We start from the raw sequence: 14,228 nt of genomic DNA on the forward strand, positions 1-14,228 counted from the left end.
AGAAGGCTCGTGTATACTCCTCACCCTTATTAAAGTCCCTTTCAAAATCGCATCGGTGCTTTACAAAGCAGCAGCATTTGCAGTAAAATTCCGCACCATTTTGAAATAAGCTGGCGTTGATGCCAGCGGCAAACCGAATTTATTAAAGGTGAGAGTTACATGCCGGTAATTAAAGTACGTGAAAACGAGCCGTTCGACGTAGCACTGCGTCGCTTCAAACGTTCATGCGAGAAAGCAGGTGTTCTGGCTGAAGTTCGTCGTCGTGAGTTTTATGAAAAACCAACGACCGAACGTAAGCGCGCTAAAGCTTCCGCAGTGAAACGTCACGCGAAGAAACTGGCTCGCGAAAACGCACGCCGTACTCGTCTGTACTAATCTGTTGAGGGCCAACGCCCTCAATTGACAGACAGAGTAGTAGTCGTAAGGCCGTGCTTCCGGAAGGAATGCGCGGCTTGTTTTCGTTTATAAGTCGCTTAAATTTTTGGGGCATATGGCCGGAAGAATCCCACGCGTTTTCATCAATGACCTGCTCGCCAGAACCGACATCGTCGATCTCATCGACGCGCGGGTAAAGCTGAAAAAGCAGGGCAAGAACTACCATGCGTGCTGTCCGTTCCATAACGAAAAAACCCCCTCCTTCACCGTAAACGGTGAAAAGCAGTTTTACCATTGCTTCGGCTGTGGCGCACACGGTAATGCCGTCGATTTTTTAATGAACTACGACAAGCTCGAGTTCGTTGAAACCGTCGAAGAACTGGCGGCGATGCATAATCTTGAAGTGCCGTATGAAGCAGGCAGTGGGCCAAGTCAGATCGAGCGCCATCAGCGGCAAACGCTGTATCAACTGATGGATGGCCTGAATTCGTTTTACCAACAGTCTCTTAAGCACTCTGCGGCTGAGCCTGCGCGTCAGTATCTGAACAAGCGCGGACTGAGCGACGATGTGATTGCGCGTTTCGCTATTGGTTACGCCCCGCCCGGCTGGGACAACGTGTTAAAGCGTTTTGGCGGCAATAGCGAAGATCGTAAATCCCTCATCGACGCAGGCATGCTGGTCACTAACGACCAGGGACGAAGCTACGACCGCTTCCGTGAACGGGTGATGTTCCCGATCCGCGACAAGCGTGGCCGGGTAATTGGTTTTGGTGGTCGCGTGCTGGGTGATGCCCTGCCGAAATACCTCAACTCTCCGGAAACCGATATTTTCCATAAGGGCCGCCAGTTGTACGGTCTTTATGAGGCGCAGCAGGACAATGCGGAACCTCCGCGTCTGTTGGTCGTCGAAGGCTATATGGACGTCGTTGCGCTGGCGCAGTACGACATTAACTACGCGGTTGCGTCGTTAGGTACGTCCACCACTGCCGATCATATTCAACTGCTGTTCAGGGTGACCAACAACGTCATCTGCTGTTACGACGGTGACCGAGCCGGACGAGACGCCGCCTGGCGAGCGCTGGAAACCGCGCTGCCGTATATGACCGACGGACGTCAGCTACGCTTTATGTTCCTGCCCGACGGTGAAGACCCGGATACGCTGGTGCGTAAAGAGGGCAAAGCGGCATTCGAAGCGCGGATGGAGCAGGCACAGCCGCTCTCGACGTTTCTGTTTAACAGCCTGATGCCGCAGGTGGATTTGAGTACCCCTGACGGGCGCGCGCAGCTCAGTACCCTGGCGCTGCCGTTAATCAGCCAGGTGCCCGGCGAAACGCTGCGCATCTACCTGCGTCAGGAGTTAGGCAACAAGCTCGGTATCCTGGATGACAGCCAGCTTGAACGTTTAATGCCTAAACAGGCTGAAAACGGCACGGTTCGCCCCGCGCCTCAGCTAAAACGCACAACCATGCGTATACTGATAGGGTTACTGGTGCAAAACCCCGAACTTGCTCCGCAAGTGCCGTCGCTGGCGGGTTTGAACCACGAAAAGTTGCCCGGACTTGGCTTATTTTCAGAACTGGTCAACACTTGTTTGTCTCAGCCAGGTCTGACCACCGGACAACTTTTAGAGCATTATCGCGGCACAAAAGAGGCCGCTACCCTTGAAAAACTGTCGATGTGGGACGATATAGCAGATAAGGAAATTGCAGAAAAAACGTTCACCGACTCGCTCAACCATATGTTTGATTCGATGCTTGAGTTGCGCCAGGAAGAGTTGATAGCTCGCGAGCGCACCCATGGCTTAAGCAGCGAAGAACGCCGGGAGCTCTGGATGATTAACCAGGAACTGGCGAAGAAATAAAAAATTTAACGGCTTAAGTGCCGAATATCGATCGGGAAGCCCCCGGCAGCCGCACTGAGAGGCAGCGGCAAAAATATAAGTACGCCCTCGCTTTAAAGGTTGGCAGCACCATCGCCGACACCAATCAAACGAATTAAGTGTGGATACCGTCTTATGGAGCAAAACCCGCAGTCACAGCTGAAACTTCTTGTCCAACGCGGTAAGGAGCAAGGCTATCTGACCTATGCCGAGGTCAATGACCATCTGCCGGAAGATATCGTCGATTCAGACCAGATCGAAGACATCATCCAAATGATCAATGACATGGGCATTCAGGTGATGGAAGAAGCACCGGATGCCGATGATCTGTTGCTGGCTGAAACCTCCAACAACACTGACGAAGATGCGGAAGAAGCTGCTGCACAGGTCCTGTCCAGCGTGGAATCTGAAATCGGGCGTACCACTGACCCGGTCCGCATGTACATGCGCGAAATGGGTACCGTTGAACTGTTGACCCGCGAAGGCGAAATTGACATCGCAAAACGCATCGAAGACGGGATCAACCAGGTTCAGTGCTCTGTTGCCGAATACCCGGAAGCGATTACCTATCTGCTGGAGCAGTACGATCGCGTTGAAGCGGAAGAAGCGCGCCTGTCTGACCTGATCACCGGTTTTGTCGACCCGAACGCTGAAGAAGATATGGCGCCTACCGCCACTCACGTCGGTTCTGAGCTGTCTCAGGAAGAGATGGATGACGACGAAGATGAAGATGAGGAAGAAGACGACGACAGCGCTGACGATGACAACAGCATCGACCCGGAACTGGCGCGCGAGAAGTTTGCCGAGCTGCGTACCCAGTATGAAGTAACGCGTGACACCATCAAAGCGAAAGGCCGCAGCCATGCCGCCGCTCAGGAAGAGATCCTGAAGCTGTCTGAAGTGTTCAAACAGTTCCGCCTGGTGCCAAAACAGTTCGACTACCTGGTAAACAGCATGCGCGTGATGATGGATCGCGTACGCACCCAGGAACGCATCATCATGAAGCTGTGCGTTGAACAGTGCAAAATGCCGAAGAAGAACTTCATCACCCTCTTCACCGGCAACGAAACCAGCGAAACCTGGTTCAACGCGGCTATCGCGATGAACAAGCCTTGGTCTGAAAAACTGCACGACGTGAAGGACGATGTCTATCGCGGTCTGCAGAAGCTGCAGCAAATTGAAGAAGAGACCGGCCTGACCATCGAGCAGGTCAAAGACATCAACCGTCGTATGTCCATCGGTGAAGCGAAAGCGCGCCGTGCGAAGAAAGAGATGGTTGAGGCGAACTTGCGTCTGGTTATCTCTATCGCCAAGAAATACACCAACCGCGGTCTGCAGTTCCTGGATCTGATTCAGGAAGGCAACATCGGTCTGATGAAAGCGGTAGATAAGTTTGAATACCGTCGTGGTTACAAGTTCTCTACTTACGCGACATGGTGGATCCGTCAGGCGATCACCCGCTCTATCGCGGACCAGGCACGCACCATCCGTATTCCGGTTCATATGATTGAGACCATCAACAAGCTCAACCGTATCTCCCGCCAGATGCTGCAGGAGATGGGCCGCGAGCCGACGCCGGAAGAGCTGGCCGAGCGCATGCTGATGCCGGAAGACAAGATCCGTAAAGTGCTGAAGATCGCCAAAGAGCCAATCTCCATGGAAACACCGATCGGTGACGATGAAGATTCGCATCTGGGGGATTTCATCGAGGATACCACCCTCGAGCTGCCGCTGGACTCTGCCACCACCGAGAGCCTGCGTGCCGCCACTCACGACGTTCTGGCTGGCCTGACCGCCCGTGAAGCAAAAGTGCTGCGTATGCGTTTCGGTATCGACATGAATACCGACCACACGCTGGAAGAAGTGGGTAAACAGTTCGACGTGACACGCGAACGTATCCGTCAGATCGAAGCGAAGGCGCTGCGTAAGCTGCGTCATCCAAGCCGCTCTGAAGTGCTGCGTAGCTTCCTGGACGACTAATCCTGATAAACAGCAAAAAGCTCCCAATCGGGAGCTTTTTTTTGTTTATTCCCTCTCCCCGTGGGAGAGGGCCAGGGTAAGGGCATCAGGCCGCAAAGGAGCTAAAGCCCCCGCACCATCAGCGCCTCATCCAGCTCCCTGTAGGCTTCCACCAGCTTATCCAGCGTCGCTCTGTTGAGCCCGCTCGGGTTCGGCAAGACCCACACCTGCGTAACGCCAATCATGATGCTCTGCTTGCCCCACTTAGCCCCGCGCTGGCTGAACGCCTGCTCGTAGGCCTGCTTACCGAGGATCGCCAGCGCGGCTGGCTGGTAGTCTTCAATCTTCTTCACCAGCTCCCGCCCGCCGCTGCGCAGCTCATGCAGGTTGACCTCGCTCGCCTGTACCGTCGGCCGCTCGACCAACATGGTGATCCCGCAGCGCGTGTCCAGCAGGTGCTGCTCCTCTTCCGGCTTGAGTAACCTGTCGGTAAACCCGGCCTGATAGATCACCTTCCAGAAGCGATTGCCCGGATGGGCGAAGTGAAAGCCGGTGTGCGCCGAGGACTTTCCCGGGTTGATTCCGCAAAACACCACCCGCAGGCCAGGGGCCAGAATGTCGTTGATCATCTTTACTCCCGCTGATACGTCGTTATGGAAGTATAAAGGATTGATAATGCGTTGTTTATAAAAACAGCAGGCAGGTGTGAATGGCTGGATTGCTGCGGGGAGTTACTTTATAATTCACCGCCACGGCCCCTTAGCTCAGTGGTTAGAGCAGGCGACTCATAATCGCTTGGTCGCTGGTTCAAGTCCAGCAGGGGCCACCAAATTTTAGATGTAGAATCAAAGAATTAAGCCACTCGATTGAGTGGCTTTTTTATTGGTTTTTTATGAGCCGGTGGTACCGCCGTTAACCGTGACTCATCGAAGCCGTTCGGACACGTTCAGAAGCGCCAGGAGTTGCAATCAGACGCTCCACGGATTCCATCGTCACGAACGTACAGCTGCAGCCCACATTGGTGCACTGATGATAGCGCTCTTTGGTGTTTTCACTTAAATAGCGACTGGTACGCGCATGCGCTGAATGCTTGCACTTAGGACAATGAAACATATACCCTCCGTTTAATTCACTTTATGTGAATCAATGATACTCAAAAACAACGTAATGGCAAATGAATTACTCTCTATCCACAGAAAATTTTTCGTCGGTGACGTTCAGCTCAAGGTTCAGCTGCGTGGTAAATCCACTCCCGCTCAGCGTATGAACCACTTCGCTGATGATCCACGCCTGCTCGTCAATGACTCGTTTAAAGCCGTTAACCAGCACCGGCGTTTCGGGAAACAGATCGGCTCGCCCCAGCGCCAGCTGGATAGAAAATTTCACGGTTCCCCGCTGAAGCGCGCGCCACTTCGCCTCCGCAGCCCTGAGCGCCTGCTCTTCAGACGCATACACCGTAGCAAGCTCAAACACGTTCTCCGCCGATCCCACCAGCCTCTCTTGCGGCTTCGGCTCCATGCCTTTAGCTCCCGACGCGGCGGCATCCGGATGCTGTAGCACCTCTGTGGGCTGCCCCCCAATCTGGCGATTAATACTCAATTGAGGATTTTGCTGTTTTGGATCGCGCGTTTGCAGCCATTTGGCCGTCACGCCGGAATAACTTTCACGGTCGGCGACGGAAAAAAGGTGCCGATCGCCATCCCCACGTTCAATCATCATTAAGGGAATCGCTGTGCCGCTGGCCGTCACGGCCTGGCCCGCTTTCATGAAAATGACCTTCCCGGCTTTGATGGAAACAAATGCACCATTGCGTTCGGCCAGGCGGGTGAGAAACGCCGCGTCAGTCTCCTGAGACTGGTCAATATGAGAAATGGCAATGGATGAAAGCCCAGCCGCAACGCTTGTGGTCAACTGGTTCCGCTGAGCGATAGTAGTGACTATCGCGCCGATCGTCGTGTCATGCCACGACTGTTCGCGCCGTACGTTTAGCTTCCCACGAAAATCCGCGCTGCATCCCCGAATGGTCAGGGTATCCGGCGCCCCCCGAAATTCAATTGTGTCGATCGTGAAGTTCCCTTTCGGCTGGAGCGGAGCTCCCTCCCACCCCAGCCATAAGGAGAGCGTTGCTCCCCGGGCTGGCAGGTCTAACAGCCCATCGGAATCATCCAGTTGAATATCCAGCTGATCGGCTTCCAGCCCACGTTTGTCGGTCATGGATAAACTGATAAGGCGGTGGCTGAAATTTTGCGTGATATCACGGTCGTTAAGCTTAAGCATAAAGTCAGGGGCGATTTTGCCGCCCGCCCGGATATTCATCTCGGCGATCATCCCACCAGCCCTCCAATGCTATTACGTGCGCTAGTCACCAGCTCTTCAGCCTGCGTTCTCAGATCGCCAAACATCTTCATCAGCGATTCGTCCACGCGTTTTAGCGACAGGGAAAATTCAATTTTTCGCGCGGTACCATCACTGTAAAAATCCGAATGCGTGTGCGTGACTTTCTCAATGATAAACATGCCGTGAATGATGCCGGTACCATCTATCAACGGCCATGCCCGCCCTTCATTCGCCATCAGCTCAACCGCCTTGAGAGAAAGCCGCCCTCCCGTGAGCTCCGGGTAAAGTACGCCGGTGAGGCTAAAGGAGGTCTCACCTTCGCCAAGATATTGCCAGGCTTTGGGTTTCCCGATGCGATCGTTGGACGCCCAGCGGTAGTCCTTTGTAAACTGCATTGTCTGATACGGTAAGGTTCGTCGTTCAAAGACAAACAGACCCAGCACCATTAACATTTTCTCTCTCCTCAACCATACATAAAGCTGGATTGCTGCCGTCTCGCTTGTTCACGTTCACTATTCTCTATTGCCTCCCGGATTTGACGCGTCAGATCCATTCCGGAGGCCGTGCCCCCCTGCAGCGTGATGTTGTACTCGCTTTTACTCTGATCGACGTAAGAGCGTCCCCCTGTGGCGATGGTTGGCTGATACCCCTGGTAACCGCCATAGGTCCCCGTACCCGGAATATAAGAGCTGCCCACAGGAGAGGATGCCGCTTCTGCTTTTGCCGCAGCGGAGTCGAGATTCCCCGACTCGTTTTTGATAAGACCGAGTTTCTCCAGCAGCCAGCTGGCCTTGCCGCTCAGGCTGTTAAAGAGATCAAGCGGTGCCGTTAACGCATCGCCCAGCGCCTGCCCAAAAATCACGCCAGCATTTTTACAGCCATCCAGCGTTTCCTGCGTCGCCTTGATCGGCGCAACCAAATCGGTGAACCACTGCCAGATACCGCCCAGCTTCTCCGAGATAGCATCAAATACCGTTATCACCGGTGAGAACAGCGCCCCCAGCGGTGCGAAGGCCGTCGAAAGCCCTTCCATCACCCCGCCAAAGAAGGCGCTGATGGGTTCCCAGTATTTAAAAATCAGCAAGGCTCCGGCGGCAATCGCCGCGCCAAGGGCAATCACCGGCCAGCTAAGGGCACCCAGCACCGTCATGATGGTGCCCCCCACTACGCTGAACACCGTTCCCAACATCCCGGCCGCGGTGATGATCATATTGACGCCCGTCAGAACCGGGGCGATAACCGTTCCTACGCCGCCCAGTACGCCAGCAAATGCCTGCGCGCCGACAACAATGCTGGCGAGGGTCTGCGTCAGCTCAGGGTTGGCATTCACCCAAAGGGAGGCCGTGCTGAGCCAGCCGGTTGCGGTTGTTATCAGGTTGCGCAGAGCGCCATCCGCTTTATCAAATACATCAATCTTTAACCCGCTCCACGCAGCCTGGAATCGGTTGATATCGCCGTCAATATTATCGGTCTGAACGGACGCCGTGAGCGCGGTACTGCCCTTTGCTCCCAGCAGCTGCTTACTTTTTTCATCAAGCGATCCATCACCCGCGGCGGAAACCAGCGCCCCTGCGGCTTTTATGGCATCCGGAGTCTGAACATGGCGCAACATCGCGCTGAGCGCGTCCCCGGCGGCGGCACCGTACATCCCCTTTTCCGCCAGAACGCCAAGCCGCGCCGTTGTCTCTTCAAGCCCCATACCAGCGGCGTCCGCGGCTGGCGCAGCGGCGTTCAGGGCCGCCGCCATCTCAGCGAGGCTGGTATTCGAAGAGGTAAAACCGCGCGTAAGCACGTCTGCGATGCGTCCGGCATCTGCATCTGCCAGGTTATACGCGGCCTGCGTGCTGCTGATAATATCGGCCGCTTTTGCAGCGTCGATATTCCCCGCCTGACTGAGGTTGATAGTTGGCACAGTGGCCACAAGCACTCCATCGGTGTCATAGCCTGAACGGGCCAGTTCGCTCTGTGTCCGGACGACCGCATCCGCAGGCGTTCCGGTGCTAACACTAACTTCCCGTGCCTGCCGGCGAATGGCCTCAAGCCGGAGGTCTCCCTTCTCCAGGCCAAGGTTTGCCTGAATGGCAGAGATCTGTTTTTCAAAACTGATGCCTGGCGCCATAAAGCGGGACGTCTGGTCAAAGCCCGCTTTTGCCATACTCACGCCCGCATTAGCCAGTTGCTGCACTCGCGAGATAGCGCGCTTGCCTGACTCGTAGCGGTTCTGAACGGTACTCAGCCGCTCCTGCTGCTGGTTGACGCGGGCCAGCGCATCCCGCTGCCGGTTAAGCTGCTGCGTTTTCTCGCTGATGTTGGTTCGTAGACGACGCTCGTCCAACGAAAGCGTGCGCGTGTTTATCCCCGCCTGTGCGAGCTCAGCACGTTGACGCTGTACCGAGTAGCGTAAGCTGTTGTACTCAAGCTTAAGATCGGCTGCCGATTTTCGGGCCGCGGACAGCGCATCAGCCTGTGCCTGGGTGGGGTTTTGCGTGTTTTTAAACTGTACCGCCAGCGCCGCTGCCTGCTGTTTCGCCTGAGCAAGGGACTGCTCCGTCATGGCGAGCTGGCCGTTTGCTTTCCTGAAGCCGTTGATACGCCCCGCCTGCTCATCGAGTGCCCCGAGCGCCACCTGCGCATCGCGGATATCGTTCGCGAGAGTGAGGCTGGCGTTATGGAGAGCGTTAAGCGGTCGGGTTGCCCGGTCGACAGCCTTAAGCAATTCCTGAAGTCTGACATTATTACTCATGGTGGTTTCCGCTTCGCTGCAGCGCTTTTTCGCGCCATAAGAGGAGTTCGGTCACGCTCAGGGTGTACAGCTCTGACGGCGGCCAGTGAAATATCACCGCGATATCCGCCATCAGATCGTCGACCGACAGATTTTCAGGAAATTTCAGCGAGCCGAAGCCGGTGACAAAAAACCGATCACCTTGCCAGCAAAAGAGAGCAGATCGCAGGCATCCAGGCGCGCAACCTCATGCTCGGTCAGGGCTGGCGAGGTCATTCGCGGCAGCACCTTGATCAGCGCATCTACGTCAGATTGCGCCAGCGACGCCAGAGATACCCCTCGTAGGGTCCCTGCATTCGGTTTTGAAACGGTCACCTTTTCAATTTTTTGCTCACCTCGCTGAACGGGGCTATCAAGCGTGACGATATGTGGATTTTCGTTCATGGCGATCTCGTTGGTATTTTCCATTTCGTTACTCTTCACAAAGTTAACTTACCGGCCGGCGATCCCGGCCGTTTAAAGGGCTACAGGCCGATGGCCTTACGGTGTTCTGCCAGGCGATCGACACCATCGACTTTCAGCACCATGTTGATGATGTCGATTTCGATGATCTCTTTGCCATCAATGGTCAGCTGGTAGTAGGCGCACTCGGTGGACATTTTGGTGGTGCCGCTCTCGCCCTGCTTGTTTTCACCGCCATCAAACTCTTTATGACGACCGCGCATGACGATTTCGACGGCGGAAATTTCGCCGGTGTCATCGCGCTGATAAGAGCCAGTAAAGCGCAGCGGCACGCTGTCCGCGCCCGGAGAGGCATACTGCGCCCACAGCGCGGCGTCCGGCAGACCGCCAACGGTCCACTCCAGCGCCAGGGCATCATCGTCCAGGCCGAGATCGACAGAGACCGAGCCGGGCATACCGCCGCCGCGATACTTCTCCAGCTTGCGGGTAAGCTTCGGCAAGGTGACGGACTCAACAACGCCCATGTAGCTCAGGCCATCGTTGAACATATTCAGATATTTCAGTTTGCGTGGTAACGCCATGCTTCAGCTCCTTAGCTATTAACCGAATCTGACAGGTCTGCCAGATAGGTATCGGTGATGCGCTGGCGCAGGGTCAGATTTTCCAGCGGCGGGACAGGGGTGTAGTCATAATCGATATACAGTTTCCCCGCTTTCAGGGTTGATGCGTCGTTCGACTCAGGGTCATACCAGCAGGAGCCGTCGACGATATAGCCGTTGGTTTTCAGCTCGCGGAACTTGGCATTAATACCGGACACGATGTCGCGGATAAGCGTTGGCGTGATGGGTTTATCCATCGCCCACGCGTGCGCTTCCGCCATGGTATCGGCCAGCACCTGCGCGGTACGGGTGTAGTTTTCAAAGACGAATAACGGATCGTCTGAGCAGGTGCGGTTACCCCAGAATTTGAAGCCGTCGTTGCGAATCAGCGTGGTGACGCCAGCCTGGTTAAGCAGGTTCGCGTCGGTGGCCTGTTCCTGCAGATCCCAGGAGACCGAAGCGCTTACGCCAGTGACGCCGTTAACGCCAACGTTTGACAGGGTTTTATGCCAGCCCATTGTCTGATCGATTTTGGCACGCAGGCCAAGCGCACGGGCGGTCGCCCAGGCCATTGTCGTCGCATTCGTAGTGGTATCCCACGCCAGAAAATCAGGGTGGATAACCATCAGCTCGCGCTGGCTAAAGTTTTTGCGGTAGTTGATCGCCTCAGAAATGGTTTTGCACCCCCATGCGCTGACATAGCCAAACGCGCGCAGGCTCTGGCACGTGGCGGCCAGAGCGGTCGCGACTTCCTGAGAGTCCAGCCCCGGTACGCCGAGAATGCGAGGCTTAACGCCGGTCACCGTTTTCGCCGTGAGAAGCGCCTTCAGACCGGTGTATTTACCGTTTTCATCGGTGGTACCGATGATGTTGGAAACGGTCTGTTTGCGGGCCTCTTCCGGGGTCTCTGCAGTACCTTCAGCCACGCGAACAACCACAACAACCGGTTTACACTGGTCGGCGATCGCCTGCAGAGAAGCGGACAGCGTCCCCGCTTTGCCGGCTTTCGCAATCGCGCTTTGCACGTTGGTAATGAGCACGGGCTCGTTTAAAGGAAATGTCTTGTCGTCAGCATCGCTGGCCGTACAGACCATGCCGATGATTGCCGTCGAGACGGTGGAAATGGTGCGGGTGCCATCGTTGATTTCGATAACTTCCACGCCGTGGTGATAGTCGCCCATCCGGTTAACTCCTTCGTTTAGTGGTGAGGCTAGTTTCTCTTGGGCGGGGGAGTTATGAAACGTAATGACGTTGGAGGTAAGACAGCACAACGCACAGTGAGTGGTTGACCCGCGCGGGAAAGGTGACCGCTCATTTTGAGCGATCAATCATGAGTCATTGTTCGTCGATAACCATGATTAATGATTGAATATTATCGATATCGTTGCGCCAATAACGATGGTTATGACGATTTTACTGTGGTTAACAGATGGTCGGACTGCAAGGTGGATTTTTGGTTATTACTAGCTGCAATTCTTTGTCGGTGATGAAACAGAAGAATATGAGGAATGTCCCTATGAATAAGAAATAGCCCGCATGATGCGGACTATTTCTTTAAAATAACCAACCGATTAAACAGAAATCCACACAGGAGTTTTAGGCCAGTCAGGTGTACTGAGGTCAACCCCCGTCAGTTCAACAACGTATTTTTTCAGTTCTTCCAGTTGTATTCTTTCTTCCTCGGTGGCAATCCCCAAATCAACTGCAGACTGCAGCGGAAAAGCGCGAACCGCCGCCTCTCGTTGCCTGTTCAATAGCTCTCTGCGATTAGTCGCGAGGGTTTCTTCTGGTGTTCTGACCGGTGCGGTTACAGTGATCCATTCCATCTGTTTACTCTCGACGTTGTAACCGGGGGCGCAGTTAACGGGAGCAGCACCGACAAATTTTTCATGCTCTGAATCACTGACCCGAACAAGGTCATCCGGCAGAGCGTTAACAGACTTGTAATAGCGCAGACTTTTTATCGGATAGAAGCCGCGCGTTTTATTGCTGAATAACTGACTATGCATAAACTAATATCCTGTTACGACAAAAGAGAAATAACCGCTCATATTCCGCGTGTGAAGAGTGAAAGCACTTGCACTTAAAGGGTTAGCTGTCCAGTAAGAATCTCTGTCACTCCCCCCTGTTCCGCTGAAAGAGCCACCTATTGCGAGGATTCCGTTAGGAAAAGCAGCCGGAAGATAAACAGTGACATCCGGGTTGGAATTGGAGTTGGAAGCAACCCCGCCAATACACTGCATGAACACCTGACCGTTGCCGTGACGGTAATAGGCAGAGTTGTTTCCGGTGGTGGTCGACCCTGACTGGTTCGGTGGCGGGTTGTTCGAAGAATAAACCCTTACCTGCCCGCCGGATTCAAACACCCCCTGACCCGCAACGATATTGCCTCCGCTGTTAATTTGCCCAGCAGCAAGAATTGAGTCGCCGCTATAAAGCCGTTGGGGTGCATTGAATGTTCCGTTTGCATCAAAAGAATACAGGGCTCCACTGCCAGAATCCCCAATGATATGAACGACTGCGGAACCAAAATCATTTTTACCCGATCGTAATATGCCAAAACTAACAGAAGCGCCATATCCATGACCACTCGTTACAGACGTTCCTTTCACGATCGGAAGGTATACCGAATTATCTTTAGCGGTAGTGTATCCACCAACAAAAAACGGTGCTGAGCCATTAGTATATTGATGTGCAAATGCCCCACCTCCCTGCCAGTATTCCGGCTTAGTGGCGTAATACTTTGCACCATCGAGATAATCAACGCTTCCCCCGTAGTTTGTGAGAACTTTCGTCCAGCTCCCCCAGTATCCGTTATCTCCATTTAAGGTACGGAATTTTAGCTGTTTACCGCCATCACTATAAGACGCAGCATATTGCACCCGATAGTTACCACCCAGTCCTCCCACATCAAGAATTGTCGCCTCATAGCCAGGTGAATAGGCAGCACTGGCATAACAGAAACTTACGGAATTAGCAGGAAGACCGCTTGCGTCTTTAATCTCTCTGCTCGCTTCGGCAGCCGCAGACCGTATAGCAAGCGCACCACCGTTAACCACCACGCGCCCGGGCGTGATGTCGTCACGACTATCCTGGGCATTTTTACCAGCAGCAGTACCCAGACTGTTTTTCAGCTTTATGAGATCATCACTGACAGTCTTCACAGACTTTGATGTGGCCGCAAGCGTCTCTGAAGCACTATCGGTCGCACTGCTAAGCTGAACAATCCCCTTTTGTCCGGTAGTCGCATCCTGAGCCGTATACTTACCACGGGCAAGGTCGTAGGCAGCCTTAACCGCTTTCGGCGTTGCCGCCAGCGCTTCAGAGGAGCTATCAGTCGCACTACTAAGCTGAGTAAACCCTTTAGCCGTTAGCGTGGCATCAGGATGGCGACGAGACTGCTCATGCTCTTCAAGCTTCTCATCAACGTACTCCTGGGTCGCCATTACCGTAGACGTATCTATCGAGAGTTCGACTGACTCAATGTCGCTTACCATGATGACCATACGCACGGTCTGCGCACGTCCGGATCCTTCCGCCAACAACGGCTTATAGCTTTCAGCCATGTTCCCAACGGCAATTAGTGTCCCGGTGTCATCATAGAGGCCCATTTCTCGCATCCAGAAACCACCGGTTTCAGGCGGAATGAGCAGTTCCGCGATCACATAATTTTGATGCTTGTTATCCTGGCTGATTTTATTCAGCGCATGGCGCCAGACTTCATTAACCAGCTTCGTCTGCCCGGCATCAGGCACCGGCAACGTGCCACCACCGTCACCCACCGCCATCGCCGTAAAATTCACTTTCTTGCCGTTCGGGACGGTCGCTGCAGCCAGTTTTTCGGCACCGGCTTTGGTGATAACCGTTTTATATTTCACTGTCATTGTGCTCTCAC

General features: G+C 54.2%; 14 protein-coding genes and 1 tRNA gene. 4 read left to right on the forward strand and 11 right to left on the reverse strand.

The features are described from left to right. The first annotated feature begins 159 nt into the window (after positions 1 to 159). The 3 genes from rpsU (at position 160) to rpoD (ending at position 4,234) form a co-directional block, all read left to right on the forward strand. Positions 160 to 375: a 30S ribosomal protein S21 gene (rpsU, locus tag IB212_RS19670; RefSeq protein WP_001144069.1), complete on the forward strand. Its 216-nt coding sequence runs from the start codon at positions 160 to 162 to the stop codon at positions 373 to 375. 115 nt (positions 376 to 490) lie between these two features. Beyond that, complete coding sequence (gene dnaG, locus IB212_RS19675; protein ID WP_028014472.1) at positions 491 to 2,236, forward strand: DNA primase; 1,746 nt, start codon at positions 491 to 493, stop codon at positions 2,234 to 2,236. A 153-nt stretch (positions 2,237 to 2,389) separates the two neighbouring features. Continuing rightward, entirely contained in the window at positions 2,390 to 4,234 is a 1,845-nt protein-coding gene (rpoD, locus tag IB212_RS19680) for an RNA polymerase sigma factor RpoD (protein WP_028014473.1), read from the forward strand. Positions 4,235 to 4,335: 101 nt separating this feature from the next. On the opposite strand, the gene mug is transcribed toward rpoD, so the two are convergent. After that, positions 4,336 to 4,842 (reverse strand): G/U mismatch-specific DNA glycosylase, encoded by a 507-nt coding sequence (mug, locus tag IB212_RS19685; protein ID WP_008503183.1) that lies wholly within the window; start codon positions 4,840 to 4,842, stop codon positions 4,336 to 4,338. Positions 4,843 to 4,966: 124 nt separating this feature from the next. On the opposite strand from mug, the gene IB212_RS19690 reads away from it, so the two are divergent. Further along, positions 4,967 to 5,042 (forward strand) — tRNA-Ile (locus IB212_RS19690). 83 nt (positions 5,043 to 5,125) lie between these two features. Here the strand turns inward: IB212_RS19690 and IB212_RS19695 are convergent. The 10 genes from IB212_RS19695 to IB212_RS19740 form a co-directional block, all read right to left on the reverse strand. Then, entirely contained in the window at positions 5,126 to 5,326 is a 201-nt protein-coding gene (locus IB212_RS19695) for an ogr/Delta-like zinc finger family protein (protein WP_051486049.1), read from the reverse strand. A 66-nt stretch (positions 5,327 to 5,392) separates the two neighbouring features. Next, positions 5,393 to 6,541 carry a phage late control D family protein gene (locus tag IB212_RS19700; RefSeq protein WP_041908058.1) on the reverse strand — a complete coding sequence of 383 codons (1,149 nt, stop codon included), beginning with the start codon at positions 6,539 to 6,541 and terminating at the stop codon, positions 5,393 to 5,395. Further along, positions 6,538 to 7,002 carry a phage tail protein gene (locus IB212_RS19705; RefSeq protein ID WP_041908056.1) on the reverse strand — a complete coding sequence of 155 codons (465 nt, stop codon included), beginning with the start codon at positions 7,000 to 7,002 and terminating at the stop codon, positions 6,538 to 6,540. The genes IB212_RS19700 and IB212_RS19705 overlap by 4 nt, the downstream gene beginning before the upstream one ends. 11 nt (positions 7,003 to 7,013) lie before the next feature. Beyond that, entirely contained in the window at positions 7,014 to 9,293 is a 2,280-nt protein-coding gene (locus IB212_RS19710; RefSeq protein ID WP_041908054.1) for a phage tail tape measure protein, read from the reverse strand. Further along, positions 9,286 to 9,405 carry a GpE family phage tail protein gene (locus tag IB212_RS19715; RefSeq protein ID WP_041908052.1) on the reverse strand — a complete coding sequence of 40 codons (120 nt, stop codon included), beginning with the start codon at positions 9,403 to 9,405 and terminating at the stop codon, positions 9,286 to 9,288. Before IB212_RS19715 ends, IB212_RS19710 begins: the two co-directional genes overlap by 8 nt. Positions 9,406 to 9,437: 32 nt before the next feature. Continuing rightward, positions 9,438 to 9,740 (reverse strand): phage tail assembly protein, encoded by a 303-nt coding sequence (locus tag IB212_RS19720; protein WP_041908050.1) that lies wholly within the window; start codon positions 9,738 to 9,740, stop codon positions 9,438 to 9,440. A gap of 56 nt (positions 9,741 to 9,796) precedes the next feature. Next, entirely contained in the window at positions 9,797 to 10,315 is a 519-nt protein-coding gene (locus IB212_RS19725; RefSeq protein WP_023309235.1) for a phage major tail tube protein, read from the reverse strand. A gap of 11 nt (positions 10,316 to 10,326) precedes the next feature. Beyond that, positions 10,327 to 11,514, reverse strand: coding sequence for a phage tail sheath protein (locus tag IB212_RS19730; protein WP_041908048.1), 1,188 nt, complete (start codon positions 11,512 to 11,514; stop codon positions 10,327 to 10,329). Positions 11,515 to 11,904: 390 nt separating this feature from the next. Further along, positions 11,905 to 12,342 (reverse strand): tail fiber assembly protein, encoded by a 438-nt coding sequence (locus IB212_RS19735; protein WP_041908046.1) that lies wholly within the window; start codon positions 12,340 to 12,342, stop codon positions 11,905 to 11,907. A gap of 3 nt (positions 12,343 to 12,345) precedes the next feature. Beyond that, positions 12,346 to 14,217: a phage tail protein gene (locus tag IB212_RS19740; protein ID WP_041908044.1), complete on the reverse strand. Its 1,872-nt coding sequence runs from the start codon at positions 14,215 to 14,217 to the stop codon at positions 12,346 to 12,348. Positions 14,218 to 14,228 lie beyond the last annotated feature (11 nt).

This window comes from Enterobacter sp. E12 (assembly GCF_014596715.2).
GTDB lineage: Bacteria > Pseudomonadota > Gammaproteobacteria > Enterobacterales > Enterobacteriaceae > Enterobacter > Enterobacter bugandensis.

Coding starts and splice junctions, on each gene's coding strand:
- rpsU (WP_001144069.1), top strand. CDS start 160: ATGCCGGTAATTAAAGTACGTGAAAACGAGCCGTTCGACGTAGCACTG.
- dnaG (WP_028014472.1), top strand. CDS start 491: ATGGCCGGAAGAATCCCACGCGTTTTCATCAATGACCTGCTCGCCAGA.
- rpoD (WP_028014473.1), top strand. CDS start 2,390: ATGGAGCAAAACCCGCAGTCACAGCTGAAACTTCTTGTCCAACGCGGT.
- mug (WP_008503183.1), bottom strand. CDS start 4,842: ATGATCAACGACATTCTGGCCCCTGGCCTGCGGGTGGTGTTTTGCGGA.
- IB212_RS19695 (WP_051486049.1), bottom strand. CDS start 5,326: ATGTTTCATTGTCCTAAGTGCAAGCATTCAGCGCATGCGCGTACCAGT.
- IB212_RS19700 (WP_041908058.1), bottom strand. CDS start 6,541: ATGATCGCCGAGATGAATATCCGGGCGGGCGGCAAAATCGCCCCTGAC.
- IB212_RS19705 (WP_041908056.1), bottom strand. CDS start 7,002: ATGTTAATGGTGCTGGGTCTGTTTGTCTTTGAACGACGAACCTTACCG.
- IB212_RS19710 (WP_041908054.1), bottom strand. CDS start 9,293: ATGAGTAATAATGTCAGACTTCAGGAATTGCTTAAGGCTGTCGACCGG.
- IB212_RS19715 (WP_041908052.1), bottom strand. CDS start 9,405: ATGGCGGATATCGCGGTGATATTTCACTGGCCGCCGTCAGAGCTGTAC.
- IB212_RS19720 (WP_041908050.1), bottom strand. CDS start 9,740: ATGGAAAATACCAACGAGATCGCCATGAACGAAAATCCACATATCGTC.
- IB212_RS19725 (WP_023309235.1), bottom strand. CDS start 10,315: ATGGCGTTACCACGCAAACTGAAATATCTGAATATGTTCAACGATGGC.
- IB212_RS19730 (WP_041908048.1), bottom strand. CDS start 11,514: ATGGGCGACTATCACCACGGCGTGGAAGTTATCGAAATCAACGATGGC.
- IB212_RS19735 (WP_041908046.1), bottom strand. CDS start 12,342: ATGCATAGTCAGTTATTCAGCAATAAAACGCGCGGCTTCTATCCGATA.
- IB212_RS19740 (WP_041908044.1), bottom strand. CDS start 14,217: ATGACAGTGAAATATAAAACGGTTATCACCAAAGCCGGTGCCGAAAAA.